Annotated in this window: 21 protein-coding genes and 1 pseudogene; 13 read left to right on the top strand and 9 right to left on the bottom strand. The window is 64.8% G+C overall.

Annotated elements, in window-relative coordinates:
* Positions 1-225 precede the first annotated feature (225 nt).
* The 4 genes from RSPPHO_RS06155 to pufA all read left to right on the top strand — a co-directional run bounded on the left by RSPPHO_RS06155 (position 226) and on the right by pufA (position 5,181).
* The gene (locus tag RSPPHO_RS06155) at positions 226-1,371 is read left to right on the top strand and encodes an efflux RND transporter periplasmic adaptor subunit (RefSeq protein ID WP_014414402.1); all 1,146 of its coding nucleotides are present in this window, start codon (positions 226-228) and stop codon (positions 1,369-1,371) included.
* Between the two features lie 10 nt (positions 1,372-1,381).
* Positions 1,382-4,501: an efflux RND transporter permease subunit gene (locus RSPPHO_RS06150; RefSeq protein ID WP_041794636.1), complete on the top strand. Its 3,120-nt coding sequence runs from the start codon at positions 1,382-1,384 to the stop codon at positions 4,499-4,501.
* A 33-nt stretch (positions 4,502-4,534) separates the two neighbouring features.
* Positions 4,535-4,942: a light-harvesting protein gene (locus tag RSPPHO_RS20925; RefSeq protein ID WP_242390579.1), complete on the top strand. Its 408-nt coding sequence runs from the start codon at positions 4,535-4,537 to the stop codon at positions 4,940-4,942.
* 86 nt (positions 4,943-5,028) lie between these two features.
* Positions 5,029-5,181, top strand: coding sequence for a light-harvesting antenna LH1, alpha subunit (pufA, locus tag RSPPHO_RS18790; RefSeq protein WP_014414400.1), 153 nt, complete (start codon positions 5,029-5,031; stop codon positions 5,179-5,181).
* 153 nt (positions 5,182-5,334) lie between these two features.
* Here the strand turns inward: pufA and RSPPHO_RS06145 are convergent, their stop codons facing one another.
* The 8 genes and pseudogenes from RSPPHO_RS06145 to RSPPHO_RS18785 form a co-directional block, all read right to left on the bottom strand.
* On the bottom strand, positions 5,335-6,903 hold the full coding sequence (locus tag RSPPHO_RS06145) for a benzoate-CoA ligase family protein (protein ID WP_014414399.1): 1,569 nt from the start codon (positions 6,901-6,903) through the stop codon (positions 5,335-5,337).
* 414 nt (positions 6,904-7,317) lie between these two features.
* A complete protein-coding gene (locus RSPPHO_RS06140; RefSeq protein ID WP_041794635.1) occupies positions 7,318-8,763 on the bottom strand; it encodes a hypothetical protein in 1,446 nt (481 codons plus the stop codon).
* A 167-nt stretch (positions 8,764-8,930) separates the two neighbouring features.
* A pseudogene (locus RSPPHO_RS06135) lies at positions 8,931-9,502 on the bottom strand (fumarylacetoacetate hydrolase family protein).
* Positions 9,503-9,897: 395 nt separating this feature from the next.
* Positions 9,898-10,557, bottom strand: a complete 660-nt coding sequence (locus tag RSPPHO_RS06130; protein WP_014414396.1) for a LolA family protein — start codon at positions 10,555-10,557, stop codon at positions 9,898-9,900.
* Positions 10,558-10,625: 68 nt separating this feature from the next.
* Positions 10,626-13,700, bottom strand: coding sequence for an efflux RND transporter permease subunit (locus tag RSPPHO_RS06125; RefSeq protein ID WP_014414395.1), 3,075 nt, complete (start codon positions 13,698-13,700; stop codon positions 10,626-10,628).
* Between the two features lie 10 nt (positions 13,701-13,710).
* Positions 13,711-14,871 carry an efflux RND transporter periplasmic adaptor subunit gene (locus RSPPHO_RS06120; protein ID WP_041794632.1) on the bottom strand — a complete coding sequence of 387 codons (1,161 nt, stop codon included), beginning with the start codon at positions 14,869-14,871 and terminating at the stop codon, positions 13,711-13,713.
* Positions 14,872-14,946: 75 nt separating this feature from the next.
* Positions 14,947-15,483 (bottom strand): TetR/AcrR family transcriptional regulator, encoded by a 537-nt coding sequence (locus RSPPHO_RS06115; protein ID WP_014414393.1) that lies wholly within the window; start codon positions 15,481-15,483, stop codon positions 14,947-14,949.
* Between the two features lie 213 nt (positions 15,484-15,696).
* Positions 15,697-15,864: a DUF1674 domain-containing protein gene (locus RSPPHO_RS18785; protein WP_014414392.1), complete on the bottom strand. Its 168-nt coding sequence runs from the start codon at positions 15,862-15,864 to the stop codon at positions 15,697-15,699.
* Positions 15,865-15,964: 100 nt separating this feature from the next.
* Between RSPPHO_RS18785 and htpX the strand changes: the two genes are divergently transcribed.
* The 9 genes from htpX to RSPPHO_RS06070 all read left to right on the top strand — a co-directional run bounded on the left by htpX (position 15,965) and on the right by RSPPHO_RS06070 (position 23,423).
* Positions 15,965-16,849: a zinc metalloprotease HtpX gene (gene htpX, locus RSPPHO_RS06110; protein WP_014414391.1), complete on the top strand. Its 885-nt coding sequence runs from the start codon at positions 15,965-15,967 to the stop codon at positions 16,847-16,849.
* Positions 16,850-17,113: 264 nt separating this feature from the next.
* Complete coding sequence (locus RSPPHO_RS06105) at positions 17,114-17,455, top strand: HesB/IscA family protein (RefSeq protein WP_014414390.1); 342 nt, start codon at positions 17,114-17,116, stop codon at positions 17,453-17,455.
* 42 nt (positions 17,456-17,497) lie between these two features.
* A complete protein-coding gene (locus tag RSPPHO_RS06100; RefSeq protein WP_014414389.1) occupies positions 17,498-17,866 on the top strand; it encodes a NifU family protein in 369 nt (122 codons plus the stop codon).
* 93 nt (positions 17,867-17,959) lie between these two features.
* Positions 17,960-19,138: a homocitrate synthase gene (gene nifV / locus RSPPHO_RS06095; RefSeq protein WP_041796720.1), complete on the top strand. Its 1,179-nt coding sequence runs from the start codon at positions 17,960-17,962 to the stop codon at positions 19,136-19,138.
* 21 nt (positions 19,139-19,159) lie between these two features.
* Positions 19,160-19,492, top strand: a complete 333-nt coding sequence (gene nifW, locus RSPPHO_RS06090; RefSeq protein WP_014414387.1) for a nitrogenase-stabilizing/protective protein NifW — start codon at positions 19,160-19,162, stop codon at positions 19,490-19,492.
* Between the two features lie 347 nt (positions 19,493-19,839).
* On the top strand, positions 19,840-20,691 hold the full coding sequence (locus tag RSPPHO_RS06085) for an electron transfer flavoprotein subunit beta/FixA family protein (protein WP_041794623.1): 852 nt from the start codon (positions 19,840-19,842) through the stop codon (positions 20,689-20,691).
* Positions 20,692-20,707: 16 nt separating this feature from the next.
* Positions 20,708-21,805 carry an electron transfer flavoprotein subunit alpha/FixB family protein gene (locus RSPPHO_RS06080; protein WP_041794620.1) on the top strand — a complete coding sequence of 366 codons (1,098 nt, stop codon included), beginning with the start codon at positions 20,708-20,710 and terminating at the stop codon, positions 21,803-21,805.
* Positions 21,806-21,840: 35 nt separating this feature from the next.
* Positions 21,841-23,142: an FAD-dependent oxidoreductase gene (locus RSPPHO_RS06075; protein ID WP_014414384.1), complete on the top strand. Its 1,302-nt coding sequence runs from the start codon at positions 21,841-21,843 to the stop codon at positions 23,140-23,142.
* A complete protein-coding gene (locus RSPPHO_RS06070) occupies positions 23,139-23,423 on the top strand; it encodes a ferredoxin family protein (protein ID WP_014414383.1) in 285 nt (94 codons plus the stop codon). The genes RSPPHO_RS06075 and RSPPHO_RS06070 overlap by 4 nt, the downstream gene beginning before the upstream one ends.
* Positions 23,424-23,526: 103 nt before the next feature.
* On the opposite strand, the gene RSPPHO_RS17635 is transcribed toward RSPPHO_RS06070, so the two are convergent.
* Complete coding sequence (locus tag RSPPHO_RS17635) at positions 23,527-25,530, bottom strand: methyl-accepting chemotaxis protein (RefSeq protein ID WP_014414382.1); 2,004 nt, start codon at positions 25,528-25,530, stop codon at positions 23,527-23,529.
* Positions 25,531-25,775 lie beyond the last annotated feature (245 nt).

Raw genomic sequence — 25,775 nt, 5'->3', positions numbered from 1 at the left:
AGGGGGAAAGAAAAAAGGAAGGCTGGGGAGGCGGGCCTCCCCCAGGCCCCCTGCGTTCCTTAGGGTATCTCCCTGGGGAAAGCAGCCAATGCGAGAGGGGGGGTGCGGGATTTCTCTCGTAAATTTAATGTCGCACGGCCTTGCGCCCCCTTCTGTCGCCGGTAATGTAAAGCACATTTCAAAAATCGGCCGTCGAAGGACGGTTTTGCGCGCAAGAGGACACTCATGGTCAAGCGTTACACCCTTGGTCGCGCTGGCGCTTTCGTGATGCTGGGGCTCGCCGTGGCGGCCTGCGACGAGAAAACCGCCGGCCCGCCGCCCGCGCCGCCGCCGCCCGAGGTGGCGGTGGTCGAGGTGCAGCCCCAGCGGGTGGGGTTGACCACCGAGTTGCCCGGCCGCACCGCCGCCTACCGCGTGGCCGAGGTGCGGCCCCAGGTGGGGGGGCTGATCCAAAAGCGGCTGTTCACCGAAGGGACCGACGTCAAGGCCGGCCAGCAGCTCTATCAGATCGACCCGGCGCCCTACGCTGCGGAGTTGCAAAAGGCCCGGGCTGAACTGGAAAAAGCCGAGGCCACGGCGCGAGCCGCCCGCCTCAAGGCCGAGCGCTATCGCAAGCTGGTCTCCGGCGACGTGGTCAGCCGTCAGACCTTCGACGACGCGGTGGCCGCCGACGCCGAGGCCGACGCCGCCATCGGCGTGGCCCGTGCGGCGGTCGAGGTGGCGCGGATCAATCTGGATTACACCAAGGTCCTGGCCCCCATCAGCGGGCGCATCGGCGCCTCGGCGGTGACCGAGGGCGCGCTGGTGACCGCCAGCCAAACCGCGGCCCTGGCCACCGTCACCCAACTCGATCCCATCAATGTCAACATCACCCAATCCAGCGCCGAGTTGATGCGCCTGCGCCGGGACATCGACAGCGGCCGGGTGGAAAAAGCCCCGGTGGCCACGGTGCGCCTCAAGATCGACGGGCTCCAGACCTACGAAATCCCGGGCACTTTGCAGTTCGCCGAGGTCACCGTCGATCCCAGTACCGGCTCGGTTCGCCTGCGCGCCGAGTTCCCCAATCCCCAAGGCGTGCTGCTGCCCGGTTTGTTCGTGCGGGCCGTGGTCGAGCAGGCGGTGCGTGACGAGACTCTTCTCGTGCCGCAGCAATCCTTGGTCCGCCGGCCCGATGGCAGTGCCATCGTGTGGGTCGTTGATGCCGAGAACAAGGTCGCGCCGCGCCCCGTCCAGGTCGGTCAGGCGCTCGGTGACCGCTGGCTGATCACCGAGGGCCTCTCGGCCGGTGACAAGGTGGTGGTCCAGGGCCTGCAACGCCTCAAGCCCGGCATCCCCGTGCGGGTGGCCGCGCCGCCGCCGGCCAAGAGCTGAGGACCCCGCCATGTCGCGATTTTTCATCGACCGCCCGGTCTTCGCCTGGGTGATCGCCTTGCTGATCATGATGGCCGGCGCGCTGGCCATCTTGGAACTGCCGATCGCCCAGTATCCCAAGATTGCTCCCCCGGCCGTTTCCATCACCGCGAGCTATCCCGGGGCTTCGGCCCGCACCCTGGAGAACACGGTCACCCAGGTCATCGAGCAAAAGCTGAACGGTATCGACGGGCTGGCCTATCTGTCCTCCACCAGCGACTCGACCGGCAACGTCTCCATCACCTTGACCTTCGATGCCGGCACCGATCCCGATGTTGCCCAGGTCCAGGTGCAAAACAAGCTGCAACTGGCGACCCCCCTGCTGCCGCTCGCCGTGCAGCAGCAGGGCCTGACGGTCAGCAAGGCGGTCAAGAGCTTCTTGATGGTGGTGGCCTTCGTTTCAAGCGACGGGCGCCTCACCCAGTATGACATTTCCGACTTCGTCGCCTCCAACCTGCAAGAGCCGATCAGCCGGGTGGACGGCGTGGGCGAGGTCACGGTGTTCGGCCAGCAGCACGCTATGCGCATCTGGCTCGACCCCACCAAGCTCAACGCCTATGGCCTCGCGACCACCGATGTGGTCAAGGCTATCAAGGCGCAAAACGCCGAGATCACCGCCGGGCAACTGGGCGGCCTGCCCGCCATGCCGGGTCAGCAGCTCAACGCCACCATCATCGCCCAAACCCAGCTCCAGAGCGTGGAGGAGTTCGGGGCGATCTTGGTGCGGGTCAACCCGGACGGCTCCTCCTTGCGTTTGGCCGACGTCGCTCGCATCGAGCTGGGGGCCCAGAGTTACGACGTGGTCAGCCGCTACAACGGCAAGCCCGCCTCGGGTCTTGGCATCAAGCTCTCGGCCGACGCCAACGCCCTGGACACCGCCCAGGCCGTGCGCGCCCGCATCGAGCAACTGAAGCCCTTCTTCCCCCCGGGGATGGAGGTCCAGTACCCCTACGACACCACGCCATTTGTGAAACTATCCATCGAGGAAGTGGTCAAGACCCTGGCCGAGGCCATCGTCCTGGTCTTCCTGGTGATGTACCTTTTCTTGCAGAACTTCCGCGCTACCCTCATTCCGACCATCGCCGTGCCGGTGGTGTTGCTGGGCACTTTTGGGGTGCTGGCCGCGTTGGGGTTCACCATCAACACCTTGACCATGTTCGGGATGGTGTTGGCGATCGGCTTGCTGGTGGACGACGCCATCGTGGTGGTGGAAAACGTCGAACGTGTGATGCACGAAGAAAAGCTCCCACCGCGCGAAGCGACCCGGCGCTCCATGGACCAGATCACCGGCGCCCTGGTCGGCATCGGTCTGGTGCTTTCGGCGGTGTTCATCCCCATGGCCTTTTTTGGTGGCTCGGTCGGGGTGATTTACCGCCAGTTTTCCATCACCTTGGTTTCGGCCATGGCGCTCTCGGTGCTGGTGGCCCTCGTTCTGACCCCGGCTTTGTGCGCCACCTTGCTTAAGCCCGCCGACATCGAGCACGCCCACAAGACCGGCTTTTTCGGTTGGTTCAACCGGGCCTTTGATGGGGGCAACCGCGTTTATCTGGGGGGGGTGCGCGGGATTCTCGGGCGCAAGAAACGCTTTTTCCTGCTGTTCTTTTTGCTGGTCGGCGGCCTTGGCCTGCTGTTTTCTCGCCTGCCCACGGCCTTCCTGCCCGAGGAAGACCAGGGCATCTTGTTCACTCAGATCGCCCTGCCGCCCGGCGCCACCACCGAGCGCACCTTGGAGGTGATCAAGCAGGTTGAACATCACTACCTGGAAACCGAAAAAGACACGGTCAACGGCCTGTTCGCCATCGCCGGGTTCAGCTTCAGTGGGCGCGGTCAGAATACCGGCATCGCCTTCGTCAACCTCAAGAACTGGAGTTTGCGCGAGGACCCGGACAAGAAGGTGGGCGCGGTGGTCAAGCGGGCCATGCGGGTCTTTTCGGGCATCCGCGACGCCATGGTCTTTGCCTTCACGCCGCCGGCTGTGATCGAGCTGGGTAATGCGTCCGGGTTTGATTTCCAGTTGCTCGATCTGGGCGGGGTGGGGCATCAAGCCTTGATCCAGGCCCGCAACCAGCTTCTGGGCATGGCGGCGCAAAACCCGATCATGACCGCGGTGCGCCCCAATGGTCTTGATGATACGCCCCAGTTCCGCGTGAGCGTGGACCGCCACAAAGCCAGCGCGCTGGGCCTGTCGCTCGACGACATCAACACCACCTTGTCGGCGGCCTGGGGTGGCAGTTACGTGAACGACTTCATCGACAAGGGCCGGGTCAAGAAGGTCTATGTCCAGGCCGATGCCCCGTATCGCATGCTGCCCTCCGACATCGACCGCTGGTACGTGCGCAACGACAAGGGCCTGATGGTGCCGTTCTCGGCCTTTTCCGACGCCACCTGGGTGTATGGTTCGCCCCGTCTGGAGCGCTACAACGGCGTGTCGTCGCGCGCGATTCAGGGCCAGCCCGTCCCGGGGCGCAGCACCGGCGAGGTGATGGCCGCCCTGGAGGCGATGGCTGCCCAGTTACCCCCCGGCATTGGCTACCAGTGGAGCGGCTTGTCCTATGAAGAACGCCTGTCGGGCTCTCAGGCTCCGGCGCTCTACGCCATTTCCATTCTTGTGGTGTTCTTGTGTCTGGCCGCTCTCTATGAAAGTTGGTCCATTCCGTTTGCTGTCATGATGGCGGTGCCGCTCGGCATCCTGGGGGCCGTGGCGGCGGCCCATCTGCGCGGGCTGCCTAATGACGTGTACTTCCAGGTTGGCCTGCTCACCACGGTGGGTCTCTCGGCCAAGAATGCCATCTTGATCGTCGAGTTTGCCCGGGCTTTGTATGACCAGGGCATGAGCCTCGCCGAGGCAGCGATCGAGGCGGCGCGTCAGCGTCTGCGGCCCATTCTCATGACCTCGCTCGCCTTCATCCTGGGCGTGCTGCCGTTGGCCCTCGCCGATGGGGCGGGCTCGGGCAGCCAGAACGCCATCGGGGTGGGCGTGATGGGCGGCATGATCGCAGCCACTGTGCTGGGCATCCTGTTCGTTCCGTTGTTCTTCGTGGCCATTCTTGGGCTGTTTGGTCGCCGGGGCCATCGGACGAAGGAGGCCTGAAAGCCGACGAGAGGAAGGGAGGGGCCTGAGGAGGTGCGCCTCCCCAAGCCCCTCCTTTCCCTCATGACCCCGAAAAAAAGCATTGCGGCCACATTGTGGCCGTTGACAGGCAGCTCGCGTCTGAATATGGTCTGTTCCAGAGACAAGCAGGGCGCACACAGCACTCTGCGACCTTCCAAAAAACATCTGGCTGTGCTAGGCGGCGAGATGAAAAAGGAAGGAGAAGCAAAGGCCTCTGTTGAAGGGTCGCGTTTCTGTCGAATTCAAATTTATCTCGTTTCTCTTGGAGGGAATATCATGGCTGACAAGGTTTATCCGTCGGGTCTGACCGAAGCCGAAGCTCAGGAATTCCACGGCTGGTACACGAAGGGCTTGGCCCTGTGGGTTGTGCTGTCCGCCGCGGCGCACGTGTTCACCTACAACTACCTGCCCTGGTTCTAAGAAGCTCGGTTGAGCCTCAGGCATACGCCTTGGGCTCCCGCTTCTGGTCCGGATCTCACGTAAAAATCTATTAGGAGGCTTAGGCCATGTGGAGAGTTTGGCTGCTGGTTAACCCCGCTCAGGCCCTGTTCGCGTCTGCCGCGATCCTGGTGACCCTGGTGACCATCATTCACCTGTTCGTTCTGGGCGGCCCGCTGTCCCAGTACCTGTTCAAGGGCTTCATCGCGAAGGGCCTGTAAGGCTCTCGCGGATCCTTCCTGCGGCGGGCTTGGTCCGGCGCGGAAAGGCCCTGAAAAAGAACCCATCCGGTGGCATAGCCCCGGGTGGGTTTTTTATTGGCCAAAACCTCGCGAGAGAGCGGGGGGGGGCGTTTCCCCCCTGCCGACCGGGGCTTACACACCGTCGTCGTTGCGCAGGCGAAAGCGTTGGATCTTGCCGGTTGCCGTTTTGGGGAGCTCATCAATAAAGCGAAAGCGCCGGGGGTATTTGTAAGGAGCGAGGCGCTGCTTGCAGTGGGCCTTCAGGTCGTCTTCCAGGGAGGACGTGGGGCGTGTGGCGTCGTCAAGGACCACCCAGGCCTCCGGCTTGACCAAACCATCGGCATCGGCCCGTCCCACCACGGCGGCTTCCAAGACGGCGGGGTGCTCGATCAGGGCGCCCTCGATTTCAAACGGAGAACACCAGATCCCCCCGACCTTGAGCATGTCGTCGGAGCGGCCGTGGTAATAAAAGGTCCCGTCCTCGTCGCGCGAATAGGTGTCACCGGTGTTCAGCCAGCCGTCCACCATCGTCGCCGCTGTTTTTTCGGGATCACGCCAGTAGGCCCGGGCGATCGAGTCGCCCCGAATGACAAGGCGTCCCGGGGTTCCGGGAGGCAGTTCCCGCTCGTCGTCATCCAGGATGCGGGCCTGATAGCCGGGCACCAAACGCCCGCTAGAGCCGGGCTTCCATTCGTCGATTCGGTTGGAAATAAAAATATGCAGGGCTTCGGTCGAGCCGATGCCATCCAAAATGACCAACCCCGTCTCCTCGCGCCAGCGGCGGAAAATGTCGGCCGGCAGGGCCTCGCCGGCCGAGACGCACAGGCGAAGCGAGGAAAGGTCAGGGGCTCGTCGGTCCATGGTTTGAAGCTGGGACGCGTAGAGGGTTGGGACCCCAAAATAAAGGGTGGGGCGGAAATCCTCGATGATGGCGAAGGTCGCCTCGGCGGTGGGGCGCTCGGCCAAGAGGATACTGGTTGCCCCCACCCACAGCGGAAAGGTCATGCCGTTGCCCAGGCCATAGGCAAAGAACAGCTTGGCCGCCGAGAAACAACGATCGTTTTCGGAGATCCCGAGCGTTTGAACCCCGTAGTTCTCGCTGGTCACCACCATATCGCGGTGACGGTGGATTGCGCCCTTGGGCTGGCCGGTGGAGCCAGAAGAGTAAAGCCAGAAACAGTCCGCGTCCGGGCCAGCCGGCACCGCGTCAAAGGTGTCCGGTCCGTGTTCGAAGAGACCGGGCGCCGTGGCCTCGTCCACTTTCAGGGTCAAGGAGGGGCGGTGAGGACCCCGGGCCAAGGCGGGCTCCACTTCCCCGGCGATGGGAGGGGAGTACAAGAAGGCGGCGCATTCCGAGTTGCCGATCAGGAAGGCGTAGTCGTTTTGGCGGAGCAAGGTGTTCAGGGGGACGGGGATCAGCCCGGCCTTGATGGCTCCCCAGAAGATATAAAAAAAGGCCGGGCAGTCCTTGATGGCCATCAGAACGCGGTCCCMCCGCTCCAAGCCTTGAGCCAACAGAGCATGGGCGCACCGGTTCACCCGTCGCTCCAGGTCGGCGTAGGTCACGCTTTCCTGATCTGTCAGGATGGCGACTTTGTCTCCCCGCCCCTCCAGGCGGTGGCGGTCGATAAACCAGCGCGCCACGTTGAAATCGCTGGGAAAGGTCAGGGGGGTGGGGCGGTGTGGCAGCGCTGAGGCCATCGCGTCTGTCCCTTGGCTCGGGGAAAGGGGGATCCCGGTATGGCACTAAAGCCTCGTCTTGTGGTGTCTTTCTTTTCTCAGAGGTGCGTTGCGCTGAGGGGCGAGGCCACGCTCCCTTACGGGATCGAGGGGTCTGGGGAGGCCTGCCTCCCCGGCCTTGGTTTTCCGTGATTTAAGGCTGGGGAGGCTTGCCTCCCCAGACCCCTCGATTTTTTGGCTTGCGCTGCTGAGGGGCACTCTCTATAACCCGGCCTCCCGATGCGGTTGACCGCCCGGGTCGCTTCGTTGGCTTCAGCCGGTGTGGCGGCCCTGAAAAAAAGCGGTTGACACGGTGGGGCGGTGCTAGTAAAAACCGCCGCCTTGGTGACGACGAACGAAGCATCTGACGATGTGACGGTAGTCGAAGCTAAGTGGTTAGTCAATATTGCCGGTTCGCCGGTGTGCTGTTTGACATTGTAAAAGAAAACGCGATCGAAAGAGATGGGCGGGCGGCTCTCGGGGGACGTCCTCGATCATCATGGCGTCGTCGTCTTCGGGCTCCGGGGGGGCAGTGGCCCGGCTCAAGGTCGAGGCCACCCGCTCCTGGATGGCCCGCATCTCGTCGCGGGTGATCCGGGGATAGGGCGGCAGGGCGGGCGGGGCGGGTGGGGCCGGGGCCACTGCCGGCTCGGGGCGTGGCCCCGGTCCCGGCCCCGGCTCCAGGCGCTCGGCCAAGCTGCCTCGGGGGGCGCGGGGCACCGGCGAGGGCGAGGAGGGCGGGGATCGACGGTCCGCGACGAGGTCGTCTTCGGAAGGTGGAGGGTCTTCGGCCTGGAGGGCCGGCGCGAGATCGGGCTCGGTCGGGGCCAAGGACGGCTCGGGCTCCGTTTTGGAGAGGATCGGGAGGGCCGACAGGGACGGGGCCGCCAAGGGCCGCTCGGGGGGATCGGCACTCAGGGGCGGCTGGAGCGCCTCGATGGCCTCGCGGGCGATGGTGTCGTCCTGGTCGCGGGCCGGACCCCGGCCGGGACGCCAGACCGGCGTTGTATCGGGAGGCGCCACGGTCGCCGCTGGCGGGGGCGGCGGCGGGGGAGCGTTGGGGGCGGGCGTGCCGGGGTCGGCGACGGGGGGGGCCGAGGGCTCAAGCGGTTCGGTGGGCGACGCGGGGGGGGCTTGGGTCAGGCGTCCGTTGACCCCGGTCAAGACCGCGGCCACCCGGTCGAGGGGGCCATCGGCGAGCAGGCCGCTCAACAGGCCGTTTTCGTCGTGCTCGTGGGCGAGGCGAGAGACATGGGCGTAGCGGCGCAAGAAGATTTCAACCGCCACGGCGCCTTGGGGGTCTTGGGCGAGCCGGGTGGCAAGGCGCTCGGCGAAGTTGGGGCCGGTGGCCTCGGCCGAGGCGAGAAAGGGATCGGCGAAGGCCCAGGGGTGGCCGGTGCCGGTGAGAGCCCACAGGGTCTCGGTCTCGTCGCGCCCGGTCAGGCCGACCCGTTCCATGATCTGGGCTAACTGGGCGTTCATGTCCTTGAAGGCAAGGTCGATGCTGTCGAGGTGGGCTCGGCGCCGCGCCTGCTCTTGCATCATGATGACGGTTCGCCCCAGGGCCTCGACATCCTCGGCGGCGCGGCGAGAATGCAGCGCCAGCCCCCGCAAGACCCGGGGCAGGTCATGGGCCGAGAGCGCTAGCGACACGCCAAGAGCGATCGCCCAGGTCAGCGTTGGCGGCAAAATCCCGGCGGCGATGACCGCGCTCAGTTCGCCAGGACCCAGGACGGCAAGCCCGGGCCAAGCCGGGTTGAGGGCGAGGACGAGAGTATAGGTCACCAGCCATCCCACCGACAGGATGGCGGCGACCAGGAGAGGAACATAGGGACCGGTCACACTGGGCTCTCTCGGTGGCGATGCGGGGGCCTGGAGTTTGTCTGCTTTCGTGGGCGGCGGACAATCTCGACCGGAGTATGGCACGTTGGCGCGACCGAGGCAAAAGGCTCAAGGGAACGAGGGGTCTGGGGAGGCGGCACCTCCCCAGCCTTCCCTCACGCGTCCCCTCACGCGTCGATGAGGCGCACGCGCAAGGAGGGCAAGCCGGTCAAGGTGGCCTCCAAAACGTCGCCGGCTTCCACCGGCCCGACGCCGGCCGGGGTGCCGGTAAAGATGATGTCGCCCGGCTGAAGGGTGACCAGCCGCGACAAACAGGCAATAATCTCGGGCACCGACCAAATCATGTCGGCAACCCGGCCGCTTTGGCGCACGCTGCCGTTGACGCTCAAGGTCAGGGTTGCCTTGGTCACGTCGCCGGCGGCGGCGATCGGGGTCAGGGGGCGACGGGGCCCGAGGCATCGAAGCCCTTGGCCATGTCCCAGGGCTGTCCTTTGGCCTTGGCGGCGGCCTGAAGGTCGCGCCGGGTCAGGTCAAGGCCCACGGCCACCCCCCAGACGCACCCCCAGGCGTTTTCCGGGGCCAGGGAAGCGCCGCCCTCCTTGAGGGCCAGCACCAGTTCCACCTCGTGGTGGAGATTGCTAGTCGCGCTGGGATAGGGGATGTCGCCGCCGCCAGGCACCAGGGCGTCGGCCGGCTTGGAGAAGAAAAAGGGAGGCTCCCGCTCGGGATCCGATCCCATTTCGCGGGCGTGGTCGGCATAGTTTTTGCCCACACAAAAGACGCGCCGCACCGGGAATAGGTCGGGGCTACCCTGGAGGGTCAGGGCGGGACGGGGCCAGTCGGCGAGGACGAAGGACAAGGGCATCTCCGGGCGAGAGAACGGGGGAAAACCAAAGCCGTATCCCGCAAATAAGGACGCCCGGCAGGGGGGCTACCGGGCGTCCTCCTTCGCGATCCGGCCAGGGGGGAGGACCGGACGCGGCACCTCCTTCGCGGAGCGGGAAGGTGGTGGGGAACCAACCTTCCTGTGACGGTCTGTCCCGTCAGTTGCTCTAAAGATGGGGGAGGGGGCGGTGTAATCCAATGCGCAATACGCAGGGCTGCTTTGCTTTTTCTGCATACCAAAGAGAAGGATCAGCGGTCGCGACGTTGCGTGGGCGCCGAGAACTGAAACAACTTGGGGTCGAGCTTGATGTCGCGCCGAGGGTCGAACAGCGAGACCGTCACCTCAATGTTCTGGGCATCGAGCACCCGCCATTGGCGCAAGTCCACCGGATCAACGGTAAAGACCAAGGTCAACGTGCCCTGCCCCGGATCCTTGGTCTGGACCAGCGAAATCTCGGCCACGCCGCCGGCCTCGCGATAGCCGGTCAGGGTGATCTGCGGGTCACTTAAGACAATGTGGTCACGCAGCAAGACGCCGAGCGGTGTTTCGTCGAGGCCGATGTAGGTGACTTGGTCGAGCTTCTTGTCGTTGTAAATGAGGTGGGAGCCATTGGCGACGACCAAAATCTCGGCTGGTGGATCGTAATCGAGCCGCAGGCGATTGGGCCGCAGCAAGGAAACGGTGCCTTCGGCGTAGTTTCCGGTCGAGGAAATCTGAAGAAACCGGGCCTGAACGCTGCGCAGGTCATTCAAAAAGGCTTCGGCGCGGGCCACGAAGGCGCGCTGTTCCGGCGTAAGCTGGGGCAAAATGCTGGTCTGGGCCGGCGTTTCCCCAGCGCGCGGGGCGGGAACACCGCCGGCCAGAAGCCCCAGGGCCAGGGCCAGGGCAAACAGGTGGGAACGACGCATCGCACTCCTCGATCAGCCAGAACGAAAAACAGAAGGACCCGGGGGGGGCCGGGTCCTTGGGGCAAAGGTCATTCGGCCGGGGTCAGGCCAGGGCCGACATCGGCCCCCTCGGCCGGCCGGCGGTCGGACGCGAGGAAGGTGTACACCACGGGCAGAACGAACAAGGTAAACAAGGTACCAATGCTCATGCCGGCCACGATGACCACGGCGATCGAAAAGCGGCTCATCGCCCCGGCACCGCCGGCGAACAGCAAGGGGATCAGGCCGCAGACCATGGCAGCGGTGGTCATCAAGATGGGCCGCAGCCGCAGCCGCGCCGCCGCCTCGATGGCCTCGCGCCGGCTGAGACCTTCTTGTTCCTGACGCTCACGCGCCACCTCGCACATCAAGATGCCGTGCTTGGTGATCAGGCCGATCAGAGTCACCAGCCCGACCTGAGTGTAGATGTTCATGCTCGCGGCGCCGATGGCAAGGGGAATAAGCGCCCCACTGATGGACAACGGCACCGAGACCAGGATGACCAGCGGGTCGCGGAAGCTTTCGAACTGGGCGGCCAGCACCAGGAAAATGATGATGAGCGCCAGGGCGAAGGTCAGCACCAGGGCGTTGCCTTCTTGCACGAACTGGCGGGACTGGCCCATGTAATCCACGGAGTAACCCTTGGGCAGCAGCTCGCGGGCGGCGCCGTTGAGCACGTCAAGCGCCTGGCCCTGGGTGACGCCCGGCATGGGAAAGGCCGAGATGGTGAAGGAGTTCAACTGATTGAACTGCTTGAGCGACTGGGGCTGCACCTCGCGATGCACGGTGATGAGTGACGAGAGCGGGATCAAGGTGTTGCTGTCGGTGCGCACATGGAAGCGGCCCAAGGCGGTGGGGTCCAGGCGGGCGTCGTCGGGCACGCGGGGAATCACCTTGTAGGACCGGCCCTGAAGGTTGACGAGGTTGACGTAGTTGCCGCCGGTCATCAGGGCTAAGGCGCCGCCGATGGCCTCCATGGACACGCCATAGGCGCCGGCCTTGTCCCGGTCGATCTCGATCACCGAGCGCGGGGTATCGAACTTGAGGTCGAGGTCGATGAAGGCGAAGCGAGCGGAAGCGCGGGCCTTGGCCATCATGGCGTCGGCGATTTCCGTCATGGTTTCGTAAGGGGCGGTCGAGCTGACGACGAACTGCACGGGCAGGCCGTCCGAGCCCGGCAGCGCCGCCGGATTGAACACTGAGGCCTTCACGCCGGCAATGCCGTTCATGCTCTGCTGCACGGCGGCGATCAAGGTGGCGGCATCGCGCTCGCGCTCGCCCCAGGGCTTGAGCGAAATCCCTCCGAACCCGTTGTTGGGATTGCCCATGCCGGCGATCAAAAAGGTCTGCTCGGCCTCGGGGTAGGACAAGAGCGCCGTGTTGATCTGGTCCACAAACACATTCATGTACGCGTTGGAGGCCTGGGGGGGGCCGTCGAAGACACTCAACACCGCGCCTTGGTCTTCCTCGGGGGCTAGTTCCGATGGCACGGCCATGAACAAAAACGGCAGGCTCACCAACACGATCAGGGCGAAGGCCACCGTGGAAGCGCGGTCGTTGAGAGAGGCCTTGAGCATGCGGCCATAGCGCTGTTGCAAGGCATCGAAAATGGCATCGAGCCGTGCGGCCAGACCCTTTTTGTCTTCCTCATGGCGCAATAGCTTCGAGCACATCATGGGCGACAAGGTGAGGGCGATAAGGCCCGAAACGATCACCGAGCCGGCTAGCGCCAAGGCAAACTCCTGGAATAAGGCGCCGGTCAGCCCGCCCATGAAGCCAATCGGCGCATACACCGCCGCCAAGGTGATGGTCATGGAAATCACGGGGAGGGCGATTTCGCGCGTGCCGATCAAGGCGGCGCTGAGGGGGGAGCGGCCCTCCTCGATATGGCGGTGGATGTTTTCCACCACCACGATGGCATCATCGACCACCAAGCCGATGGCCAGCACCATGGCGAGAAGGGTCAGCAGGTTGATGGAAAAGCCAAGCGCCAGCAACAAGATCGTCACGCCCACCAGCGAAAGCGGCATGGTGACTAGCGGGATCAGCACCGAGCGCAGCGAGCCCATGAACAGGTAGATGACCACCATCACGATTAGGGCCGCCTCGAGGATGGTTTTCACCACCTCGCGGATAGATTCCTCAATAAACACGGTCGAGTCATAGGCCATGAAGGCCGACATACCCTCGGGCAACTGGGTTGTGATCTCGGGCAGGGCCTCGTCGCGGATCTGGCCGATCACGGTCAGCGGGTTGGCTTCCGGGGTGGTGAACACGCCCACGAAAATCGCCGGCTGGCCCGAGGCGAACACGGTGGTGTCCTCGCTGGCCGAGGCCAAGGTCACGTCGGCCACGTCGGCCAGCCGGACCAAACGGGCCCCGTCGTTGACCACCACCATCTCGCGAAACTGGCTCACGTCGGTGAGGTCGGTCTTGGCCTTGATGTTGAGGATGTCGAACGTGCCCTGGGTTCGGCCGGCCGCCGAGGTATAGTTGTTCCCGGTCAGGGCGGTTTGCACGTCTTGCGGCGTGATCCCCTTTTGCGCCATGCGCTCGGGGTCGAGCCAAACGCGGATGGAAAAGTCCTTGGAGCCGAACACCTCGGGATTGGCCACGCCGGGGACGGCCGCCAGCCTTGGCTGGATCACGCGGTTGACGTAATCGGTGATCTGGGCCTGATCGTGGGCTGTGGAGGAAAAGGCAATGAAGGCCGAGGGAAAGGTATCGCCGGTTTCCTTCTTGATCACCGGATCGTCGATGCCGCGCGGTAGGGTCGAACGCACCTCGTTGACCTTGGCCGTGACCTCGGTCATGGCGGCGTTGGGGTCTTCGTTTAAGCGCACATAGGCTTTGACCTCGCTTTGGCCCTGGGTCGAGCTCGATTCCAGGTAGTCGAGGCCCTTGGCCGTCGAAACCGCCTTCTGCAAGGGCTGGGTGATAAAGCCCTGGATCAGGTCGGCGTCGGCGCCAGGATAGGTCACGGTCACCGTGATGACGGTGTTTTTCATTTCCGGGTACTGGCGCACCGGCAGCGTGAACAAGGCCTGGAGGCCAATCACCAAGATCAGCAAGCTCAGGACCGACGCCAGCACCGGTCGTTTGATAAAGAGATCGAAAACAGACATGGCGGGGGTCCTAGCGGGCCTGGGCGGCGCTCAAGGGGTGGGGCGAGACCAAGACCAGCGAGCCGTTTTCCAGCTTCATCTGACCCGAGGTCACAACGCGGTCGGTGTCGCTCAATCCCTCCTTCACCACCACGCGGTCGCCCCGGCGTTCGCCCAAGGTGATCCGCACTCGCTCGGCTTGGGCGTCGGGTTTGGGGGTGTCAGCCTTGGGGGTGTCGGATTTGGCGTCGGGCTTGGTATCGGCATCGGCGGCGGGCGCCGGGCGCAACACAAAGACCGCATCGCCCGACAGGGCATAGGTCACGGCCGACACGGGCACGGTCAGGACATTTTCCTGGACGGGCTGCATGACCTTGACGCGGGCCAGCATGCCCGGGCGCAAGGTCCCATCGGGATTGGGGAAGCGGCCCTCGACACTCACCATGCCGGTCTTGGCGTTGATCTGGGGGGCGACGGCGGTCACGCTGCCTTCAAAGGTCCGGTCGGGCCAAGCGTCGGAGGTCAGCGTGAGGGGCGCGCCGGGCTGCAACAAGGAAAGATCGCGCTGCGAGACACTGAAATCGGCCAGGATGACGGAAAGATCCTGAAGATTGACCAGCGCTTGCCCCGCGGCCACGTATTCGCCAAGATCAACCAATCGCACGCCCAGTTGACCGCTAAAGGGGGCGCGGATGGTTTTTTTGGCGATCTGCGCCTCGATTTCGTTGATCTTGGCCTCGGTGATGCGCACCTGGGCTTCGGCATCGTCTAGGCTGGCACGCGTGCCGGCACTGGTCCGCACCAAGCTGGAGGCGCGCGCCGCGGTAATGCGCGCGAGGGAGGCGCTGGCCCGGGCCGAGGCGAGGAGGCTTTGCTCCTCGTCGATATCAAGCTGAACCAGGGGCTCGCCCTGGCGCACCATCTGCCCGGACTGGAAGCGCAGCGCCGTGATTTGCCCGGCGACCGAGGGACTGACATCCACGCCGTTGACGGCGCGCAAGGTGGCCACGGCGGGCACCGAGACGCTCCAGTGTTCCTGGGTTGCGGTTTCGGCGGTGACCGTCACCAAAGGACGCGGCATATGGGCAAAATAGTCTTCGATCATCTTTTGCTTGAACTGGGTGAAGCCGATCACCCCGCCAAACAAGACCGTTGCGCCCACCACCATGATGGCCATGCGTTTGAAACTCATGAGATTTCCTCGAAGGTCAGGGTTGGTCACCGCGGGTGGTGGGAACCCTCCCGGGAGAAGAGAGGCACAAGGAGATCACGTTAAAAGGGACATTGCTGTATTACACAAACGGGAGAGGCTTTCGTTGTCGTGAAGGTTGAGTCCAGTGACGCGATTGAGAAACAGGCCGTCAAGGGCCAAGCCCACCAGCATGGCCCGGTCAGGATCGGGGCTGTCGGCGCGCATGCGTTCCAGCAAGCTGGTGAACAACTCCCGAATAGGAGCCAGGAGTTCGGGATTAAGAGCGACCGCCGCAAGGACCGCCGCGCCAACTGGGTCATTACAGTTATTATCAGGCTGGAAAGAGGCCCGAACTTGCGCCCGTGCCCACCGATAGGGCCCCTCGGGTTCTTGTTCGTACTGGCGGATGATCTGATCTTCGTATTCTGCGATCAGGCGCTGAACCATGGCCCGGATCAACTCGTCTTTGGAGCGAAAGTGATACAACACTCCCCCCTTCGACACGTTCGCATGGCGAGCGGCCTCGTCGAGGGTCAAGCGGGCCGCGCCTTGTTCCCGAACGATTCTCATGGCCGCGTCCACGATGCGGGTGCGGGTTTCTTGTCCTGCCATGCCTGGGATCCTGTCTGAGAATGTAGACCGTCTGGACGGTACACCTAAAGAAAGTCGGATATGCGGTGTACTGGACCCGTTGTCCACTGCGGTGAGGGCATATCTGCCTTGCGTTCTGGGCATAAAAAAACCGCCCGGTGGGGCGGCGGGGGGCACAGGAAGAAGGGAAGGCTGGGGAGGCGCGGCTTCCCCAGACTCCTCGGCTTTTGGGGGTTAGAAATCGGAGCAGCGGCCGTTGCGTTCCCAGTCGTTGTAGCGGGTGGGTTCGGGGCCACGGGGGCCGCCAATTTCGGGGGGCGGCGCCGGGGGTAGGGGAGAGGGCTCGGGGGAGACGGTCGGGGGAGAGGGCTCGGGGGACGTCGAGGGGCGTTGCTCGGGCATGGCTTCCTCCAGAAATAGCGGGAGTGCGCGCCGGCTTGACGCGCTATACCCACGCCTTATCTCAGCCCTTGTTCGTCGTCCATGAAGAGAGGACACTCTCATGTCGTTCGCCCGAGTCGCCTTGTTGCTGGCTGTCCTGACCGCCCTGTTCATGGGCGTGGGCACCCTGATCGCGGGGCAGGCCGGTATGATCATCGCCCTGGTTTTGGCCCTGGGCATGAATGCGCTCGCCTACTGGACCTCCGACAAATTGGTGTTGCGCATGCACAACGCCGTCGAGGTCGATGCCCAGAGTGCCCCGGACTACTACGGTATTGTTGCCGAACTCGCGCGGCGCGCCGAGATTCCCATGCCCCGGGTGTATATCATCCACACCGAGCAGCCCAACGCCTTTGCCACCGGCCGCAACCCGAAAAACGCAGCCGTGGCAGCGACGACCGGCCTGCTGGCCCGCCTGACCCCCGAGGAACTGGCCGGGGTCATGGCGCACGAACTGGCCCACGTGAAGCACTACGACACCTTGACCATGACCCTCACCGCCTCGCTGGCTGGCGCGGTGTCCATGCTGGCCAACTTCGCCTTTTTGTTTAGCGGCTCCAACGGCAATGACCGGGAGAATGGCGGCTCGGCCTTGGGAGCCGTGGGGACCTTGGTCCTGATGCTGCTGGCGCCCTTTGCCGCGATGCTGGTGCAAATGGCCATCTCGCGCACCGGGGAATACCGGGCCGATGCGGCCGGGGCCGAGATCTGCGGCCAACCGATGTGGCTGGCCAATGCTCTGGAAAAGATCGAACACGCGGCGCGCGGCATCGTCAACCCCAGCGCCGAACAAAGCCCGGCCACGGCGCACCTGTTCATTATCAATCCGTTGAACGGGCGGGCGATGGATAACCTGTTCACCACCCACCCTTCGACCGCCAACCGGATCGCCCGGCTGCGGCAAATGGCCGGCCTGTCGCCGCGTTTGTCGGGGCCTTGGGGGTAAGAACAAGCCGGGGGAGGCGCGAGGGCCCCTCTCGTTCTCGAAGACCGAAGGCCCCGGGCGAAATGCCCGGGGCTTTTTCTCTTTTTGGCCGTAGAGCGCAAAAAAACCGCTGTCGTCTTTCCGACAATGTACCGCGCGGGGGCAGGATTGTCGGGAACCCGCCATGGGGGCTTCCGAGGAAAGGCAGGGAAATCAAGCCTGTGGATAACTGGCACATCGCTTGCTTAACAAGCGGTATCGCCGTTAGATCCCGGAGGTCCCCCCATGATGATGTCCCTTTCCGACCGGGCCGCCGACGCCGTTCGCGCCGTTGTGGGCCGCTGCGCCGACCATCCCGCCGGGTTGCGGGTGCGTGTCAGCCTGGGAGGGTGCGCCGGGATTGTCTATCGCCTGGGCCTGGAGCGGGCCGCGGCTGATGGCGATCATGTGATTGATCTGGGGTCGGCCAAGCTGTTCATCGATCCCGAAAGCCAGCCCCTGATCGATGGAACCACTCTTGATTTTGTCGAGGAAGACGGCGTGCCCGGGTTCGTGTTCGACAACCCCAAGGCAGCCGGCCTGTGTAGCTGCGGCGGCTCTGGCGATGCGCCGACCTGTTCTTCGTAATYCCCCCTCGCCCCCCTGTCTTGCCCCCCCGGAGGATGCCCCATGACCGCACCCGTTTCGTCCGTGTCGTCCCCCCTGGCGTCAGCCGTTGCCGCGCCCCAGCCGGGCAGCGAGAGCTTCGAGGCTCGGGTTCATGCCCTGATCGAGACCGTGATTCGGCCGCGTCTGCAACGCGACAACGGTGATATCCGCGTCGATCGGATCGAGGACAACCGAATTTACGTTACCTTGGACGGGGCCTGTGTCGGCTGCCAGCTCTCCAGCATCACCTTGTCGGGGATCCAGCAGCGCTTGATGGAGGGGATTGGTCGGCCGGTGCGGGTGATCCCGTCTCACGTCATTGATGCGTCGTCGGCACCCCGGCGCCCGACGCGGGTGGCGGTGGCGGCGATCGAGGGCACGCCCTCCTGAGGAGGGGCGAGGGAACGCCCTCGTGACGGCCCTGGTTTTGCCGTCGTTTTTTGGTGTGCTTCGCGGTGTCCAGGAGGAGCGGGAGTGCTGGCCATGGACTGGAATTCGGTGGTGATCAACGATACGACGCTGCGTGATGGCGAGCAAACCGCCGGCGTGGCGTTCACAGCCGAGGAAAAGCTGGCCATCGCCCGCGCGTTGGAAGAGGCCGGCGTCCCGGAACTCGAGGTGGGGACCCCGGCCATGGGGCCCGAGGAACAAGAGGCCATCCGCGCCGTGGTGCGCGAGGTCGAGCGGACCCGGCCCATTGCGTGGTGCCGCATGACCGTGGGCGACATCGAGGCGGCCGCCGCGTGCGGCGTCGATATGGTCAACCTCTCGGTGCCGGTGTCCGAGCAGCAGATCCGCAACAAGATCGGGCGCACCCCGGTCTGGGTGCTGGCGCATATCGGCACCATGGTGCGCACCGCCCGCGAAAAGGGCCTGGAGGTGGCGCTGGGCGGCGAGGACTCGAGTCGGGCCGATCCCGCTTTTCTCGAGGAGGTGATCCAGGCCGCCGAGGAGGCCGGGGCGCGGCGCTTTCGCTACGCCGATACCCTGGGCATCCTTGATCCGTTCACCACCCACCAAGTGTTCAAGCGGCTGCGCGCCGCCAGTGGCCTGGAGCTGGAAATCCACGCCCACGACGATTTGGGGCTCGCCACCGCCAACTCGCTGGGCGCCTTGCTGGGCGGCGCCACCCACATTTCGACCACGGTCAACGGCCTGGGCGAGCGGGCCGGCAATGCGCCCCTGGAAGAGATCGTGATGGCGTGTCGCAACCTCTACGACCGCTCCACCGGGGTCGAGCCCAAGGCGCTGGCGGCGGTGTCGCGGCTGGTGGCCGAGGCCTCGGGGCGGCCGGTGCCGGTTAACAAATCCATCGTGGGCGAGGCGATTTTCACCCATGAGTCCGGCATTCATGTGAGCGGCATTTTGCGGGACCGGCGCAATTACGAGGCGCTGGCCCCCGCCGACCTGGGCCGCGATCATCGGGTGGTGCTGGGCAAGCACTCGGGCTTGGCCAGCGTGATGTATGCCTGCCACGAACTGGGGCTGTCCCCGGGCGAGGCGCAGGCGCGGGCCATGTTGGCACGGGTGCGCCAGCATGCCGTGCAAACCAAGCGCGCTCCCGATCCCGCTGATCTGCGGCGCTTTTACGACGATACCTTGTCCATCGCCGACGCGGTGGACTCCCTTGATCACAGCCGCCCCCAGCGGGTGGCGAGCTGAGGCAGACCGGGAGAGTGGACCATGAGCGACTTTCTGACCCGTTTGCGAACCCTGCCCAGCGCCGAGGAGTTTTTCCGGTTTCTGGACGTGGCGTTCGATCCGCATGTGCTGGCGGTCAACCGCTTGCATATTCTCAACCGCTACCGCTTGCTGTTGCGCTCGGCCGACCTGGGCGACGGCTCGGAGGCGGCGTTGCGGGCGGCGCATCGGGCATGTCTGGAGCAGGCCCACGCCGATTTCCTGACGGGAGATCCCAACAAGCTCAAGGTCTTCCGGGTCTTTGAGCAGGCTCGGGGGCGAGGACGAGGCTTTGTGGGGCTGGAGAGCATCGCCCCCCTCGACGCTTCGGCCTGATCCACGCCGCCCGGGGAGGCGGCTGCCGTCCGCGCGCTCTTCTATCGCAGCGCGCGGACGAATTTATGGTACCCTTATTCCGGGTTGCGAAGATCCTGGCAAAAGGGGTTCGCCAAAACACACTGGCTCCCCGCCCCGCGCGACGGTATAGCGAGGTGCATTTCCGATTAAAGACAGGCTTTGTCGTTCCCGTTGGGAAGTGGTATGACGTAAAAGTAATGATGCGGCGCACAAATACCCCTGATCCGTTTCTGGGAATTGCTCTTGCGCTTTGAGTGTGGCGGGGGGGGCCCCGCGCGAGTGACCGATCGCCCCGGCCAGGGGCACGCGATATGAGGATTAGACGCATGCACATAGTCGTCTGCATCAAGCAGGTTCCCGACAGCGCGCAGATCCGGGTGCATCCGGTGACCAACACCATCATGCGCCAGGGCGTGCCGACCATCATCAACCCTTACGATTTGTTCGCCCTGGAAGAAGCTCTCCGGCTGCGCGACAAGATGGGGGGCAAGGTGACGGTGATGACCATGGGCCCGCCCATGGCCGACGAGAGCCTGCGCAAGGCCCTGGGCTTTGGCGCCGACGCCGCCGTGCTGCTGACCGACCGCTTTTTCGCGGGCTCGGATACGCTGGCGACCTCGTTTGCGTTGGCGACCGCGATCGACAAGCTCCACAAGGAAGATCCGATCAGCGTGGTCTTCACCGGCAAGCAGACGATTGACGGCGACACGGCGCAGGTCGGCCCGGGCATTGCCCAGCGCCTGGGCCTGAACCAGCTCACCTATGTGTCGGGCATCCGCGAGGTGGACGTGCAGGCCAAGACCATCGTGGTCGAGCGCCGGGCCGAGGGCGGCACCCAGGTCCTGAAGACCGCCCTGCCCTGCCTGATCACCATGCTGGAAGGCACCAACACCATGCGCCGGGGCAGCATGGACGACATGTTCCGCGCGGCGCGCGCGGCCATCGCGACCTGGAGCGCCAAGGATGCCGGCGTCGAGGACATGACCAAGTGCGGCCTGCGCGGCTCGCCCACGGTGGTGAAGAAGGTGTTTGCGCCGCAGCCCCGCAAGGACAAGGCCAAGCTGGTGGAGACCGCGGGCAAGACCCCGGCCGACGTCGCCCAAGCCACCATCGATACCCTGTTTGCGGCCAATACCAAGCTGGAGGGTGACCTCCTCAAGCTGTCCGCGGCGTCCTGAGGAGGAGCAAGGAACCATGAGCGACACCAAGACCCCCGCCGTTCCCGCCGGTGGCCGTGCCTCGGCCAAGAAGGAACTGCCGGACCACTTCAAGGATTACAAGAACGTCTGGGTGTTCATCGAAATGGAGCGTGGCAAGGTCCACACCGTTTCGTGGGAGCTGCTGGGCGAGGGCCGCAAGCTGGCCGACAAGCTGGGGGTTGAGCTGGCGGCCGTGGTCATGGGCCCGCCGGGGGCGGATCTGGACCGCGCCATCTCGGACTCCTGGGCCTATGGCGCCGACTTGGCCTATGTGATTGCCGACCCGCTGCTGACCGACTATCGCAACCAGCCCTTCACCAAGGGTCTCAACGACCTGGTCAACACCCACAAGCCGGAAATCCTGCTGCTGGGCGCCTCGACTCTGGGCCGCGACCTCGCCGGCTCGCTGGCGACCACCCTTAAGACCGGTCTGACCGCCGACTGCACCGAACTCGCCATCGACAGCGACAACAGCTTGGCCGCGACTCGACCGACCTTCGGTGGCACCTTGCTGTGTACCATTTACACCCTCAACTTCCGCCCGCAGATGGCCACCGTGCGTCCGCGCGTGATGGCGATGCCCGAGCGGGTCGAGGGCCGGTCGGGCCGGGTCATCCCGTTCCCGCTCACCATGGTCGAAGAGAACATCGTCACCAAGATCCTCGACTTCCTGCCCGACCTGACCTCCAACAAGGTCAATCTGGCGTATGCCGACATCGTGGTGGCGGGTGGCATGGGCCTGGGCGGTCCGGCCAACTTCAAGCTGGTCACCGATCTGGCCCAGGTGCTGGGCGGCGATTTTGGCGGCTCGCGTCCGACCATTCAAAAGGGCTGGATCCCGGCCGAGCGTCAGATTGGCCAGACCGGCAAGACCATTCGGCCCAAGCTGTATATCGCGGCGGGCATTTCGGGCGCCATTCAACACCGGGTGGGGGTTGAGGGCGCCGACATGATCCTGGCCATCAACACCGATCCCAACGCGACGATCTTTGAATTCGCCCACTACGGCATCGTCGGTGATGCGTTGCAGATCCTGCCCGCGCTGACCAAGGCGTTCCAAGAGCGCCTGACCCAGGTGCGCAAGGCGAGCTGACCAGCAGGCGAGAGTAGGAAAGGACGAGAAGAGAGATGGCCGAGCATTTTGACGTAATCGTCGTCGGCGCGGGCATGGCCGGCAATGCCGCTGCCTATACCCTGGCCAAGGCGGGCCTGAACGTGTTGCAGATCGAGCGCGGTGAGTATCCGGGCTCCAAGAACGTGCAAGGCGCGATCTTGTATGCGAGCGCGGTCGAGGCCCTGATCCCCGACTTCCGCGACGAGGCGCCCCTGGAGCGCCACGTGATCGAACAGCGCATGTGGATTTTGGATGACCGCTCCTATGTCGGCACCCACTTCCGCAGCGAAAACTTCAACGAAGAGCGGCCCAACCGCTATACCATCATCCGTGCCCAGTTCGACAAGTGGTTGAACAGAAAGGCCAAGGATGCCGGTGCCATGGTCATTTGCGAGACCACGGTGCTGGAGCTGATCAAGGACGATGCCGGCAAGGTCATCGGCGTGCGCTGCGACCGCGAAAACGGCGAGGTCTACGCCGACGTGGTGGTGCTGTGCGATGGCGTGAACGCCATGGTCGGCCAGCGCTCGGGCATCCGCGCCGAGATCGCCCAGGAACATGCGGCGCTCGCGGTCAAGGAAATGCACTTCCTGCCGCGCGAAGTGATTAACGAGCGCTTCAATATCAGCGATAATGAAGGTGTGGTGATCGAGATCCTGGGCACCGTGACCTCGGGCATGCTCGGCACCGGCTTCCTTTACACCAATGGCGAGAGCATTGCGCTGGGCATTGGCTGTATTGTCAGCGACTTCATTGAAAAGAAGATCAACCCGGCCCAGCTTCTCGAGAAGCTGAAGACCCATCCGTCGGTCGCGCCCCTCATCAAGGGCTCGGAAGTCAAGGAATACGCCGCTCACCTGATCCCCGAAGGCGGGTTCAAGGGCGTTCCCGAGCTGTCCGGCGCCGGCTGGGTGATCTGCGGCGACGCCGCCCACTTTGTGAATGCCGCCCATCGCGAGGGCTCCAACCTCGCGCTGACGTCGGGCCGCATTGCCGCCGAGTCTATTATTGCCCTCAAAAAAGAGGGTAAGGAAATGTCGGCGGAAAACCTGAAGCTCTACAACCAGTCTCTGGAAGAGAGCTTCGTTCTGAAGGACCTGAAAAAGTACAAGGACCTTCCCGACACCCTGTGGCGTAATAAACAGTTTGTCACCACCTATCCCGAACTGTTGGCCAAGGCGGCCGAGCAGTTCTTGCGGGTCGATGGCGTTGACAAGCTGACCAAGGAAAAGGAAATCGCGCGGAGTTTCCGCAAGGCCCGGGGCGTCCTGGGTCTGGTGGGCGACGCGGTCAAGGTGGCGAGGGCCTGGCGATGACACTCAAGATCGAAGAGAAGCTGTACCAGAACCGCTATCGTGTGGCCGAAGGCGAGCCGCACGTGTGCATTGATCCCTCCAAGGCCGATAGCGAAGCCTTGAAGGCCATGGTCAACATCTGCCCCGCCGGCTGCTATGTGGCCACCGACGAGGGCAAGGTCGAGGTGGTGCCCGATGGGTGCCTGGAGTGTGGCACCTGCCGCATCGTTTGCCAGGGGACTGGCGCGTTGCAGTGGGGCTACCCGCAGGGCGGCTACGGCATTCTGTTTAAGTTCGGCTGATTCACACCGCACTCCCTGCCCGCGCTGCGCGGGCGGGGATGATGAGACCGGGACCCAAGGCTGGGGAGGCGAGCCTCCCCAGACCCCTCCTTCCTTTTGTGCTTCAGGCAACTTTGACCGTGTCCAGGAAGCCCCGCACCGTGTCGGACAGGGTGCGCGCCTGGGAGCCCAGGCCGTTGACCGCCGCCAGGACCTGCCCCGCCGCCCAGCCGGTTTCGCGCGCCGCCTCGCCCACGCCGGCAATGGTTTCGCCCACCTGGGCGGTCTCGCGGCTGGCCTCCTCGATGTGACGGCTGATCGCCTGGGTCGAGGCGTTTTGTTGGGCCACCGCCCCGGCAATCGCCGCCGATACCAAGGACACCTCGTCAATCACCGCCAGGATCTCGCCGATCGCCGCCACCGCTTCGCGGGTGCGCTCCTGGACCTCGGCGATCTGGCGAGAGATATCCTCGGTGGCACGGCTGGTCTGGGAGGCCAGGGTCTTGACCTCGCCGGCCACCACGGCAAAGCCCTTGCCGGCGGCTCCGGCCCGCGCCGCCTCGATGGTGGCATTGAGGGCCAAAAGATTGGTTTGCGACGCAATCGCGTTGATCAAGCCGATCACCTCGCCAATGCGCTCCGAGGCCCCGGCCAAGGCCCGGACGCCCTCGCTGGTGCGCCGGGCCCGATCGGCGGCGCGATCGGCGATCGAGGTGGCGTGGTGGACCTGAGCCCCAATCTCGCCGATCGCCTCGCCCAGCGCCCCCGTCGCCTGGGCCACCTGCTGCACCGCACCACTGGCCTGGGCCGCCGCCCCGGCCACCGTTGCCGAGCGCACGGTGGTTTCCTCGGAGATCCGGCTCATGGCCTCGGCGGTGCCGTGCAACTGACCGGTGGCTTGCCCCACGCTTTCTAGCACCTCGCGCACCGCGCTTTCAAAGTTTTGGGTCAGAGCCTCAAGGACGCGCGCCCGCTCCTCACGTTGGCGCCGTTGGATCTCGCGGTCGGCGGCGGTGGCGGCACTGGCGCGCATGGCATCGCGAAACACCTGCAAGGCCTGAGCCATGGCTCCCACCTCGTCGCGGCGCTCGACCCCGGGAATGGCCACCGTGAGATCCTGGTCGGCCAAGCGTTTCATTGCCGCCGTCATCGCGACAACCGGGCGGGCGATGCCCGTGCTGATCCAGGCCCCGGCGCCCAGACCGAACACGATGGCACATCCCGCCAGTCCGGCCGCCAGGGCGAGCGCCAGTTGGGCCTCCTCCAAGGCCTCGTCACCAATGCCTTCCTGGTGGTGGACCTCCGCTGTGGCCATGGCCGCCGCCGCCGCCAAAACGGAGGCCTCGGCCGGCCCCAGGGCGTCATCCCGCACGGCGGCTTGGCTTTGCACCAAGGCGAGGGCCTCGTCGAAGGTGGCCAACAGGTCCCGGCCCGCCACCCCGGCCTGCCCGGCCAGCGCAGCAAGGGCGGGCTCGGGCGCTTGCGCCTCGATCTCCGCCAGGATTTGGGTGGACCGGGTCAGGTACTGGCGCGTTTCGTCGATCAAGGCGGTGTCGAGGGTTTCCAGGGCGCGGTGGGCGGCCAGCCGCGCTTCGCCCAGGGCGTCCAGAGCCTGCCCTGCCGCAAACAACACCGGAAGGGTTCCCTGATCGCGGGCCGCCTCTTGCAGTCGGCGCACGGTATCGCTCGCGTCCACGCCTCCCAGTTCCAGATACATCACCAAACCTTCGCGGGTTTGCTCGGTATTGACGATGCGGCTGAAGGCCTGAAACGCCTGATGGAGGGACTGGGCCAGGGCATGCAACGGAGCTTGGCGCTCGGCCTCCATCTGGTCGCGCACCTGGGCCACGGCGGTGGAGGCCTGGGCATAACGCTCGTTGGCCCGCTCCGCCCCCGCGGTGCTGGGGGCAATCCCATACGCCCGGATCTCACGCAAGGCATGCAAGACCTCGGCCCGCAGGTCGGAAAGCCGGGCGGCTTCCTGCGCCGAGCCCACCAGCGCCCCAACCCGGTGATCCAGGGCGTTCAGCGACCACAAGGCGTTGGCGCCCATGGCCACCATCAGAAGAATCATCACGGCGAACCCGCCGCCGATCTTAAACCCGATCGGGATATCCTTCAGCGTCATGCCTGTTCCTCCTCCCTGCGACGGCGCGCCTCTCGCGGGCGCTTGCCGTTAACGGAATGGTATTATGGGGCGCAATTGCCGATCTGAACATCTCTCTTTTGGATCCTCACGCCCCTCCCTCCCCCCAAAGAGAATGAGGGGCCTGGGCGGGGCGGCCTTCCCAGCCTTCTCCCACGTTCTGAACCGGCTGGTTCCTTACGCCAGAAGCGACAGGCGCCCTTGCCCGCCTCTCGGTGTCCCAAATT

It is taken from the genome of Pararhodospirillum photometricum DSM 122 (assembly GCF_000284415.1).
GTDB lineage: Bacteria > Pseudomonadota > Alphaproteobacteria > Rhodospirillales > Rhodospirillaceae > Pararhodospirillum > Pararhodospirillum photometricum.
The sequence above is the reverse complement of the archived record's forward strand: the minus strand, read 5'-3'. Positions and strand labels throughout refer to the sequence as shown.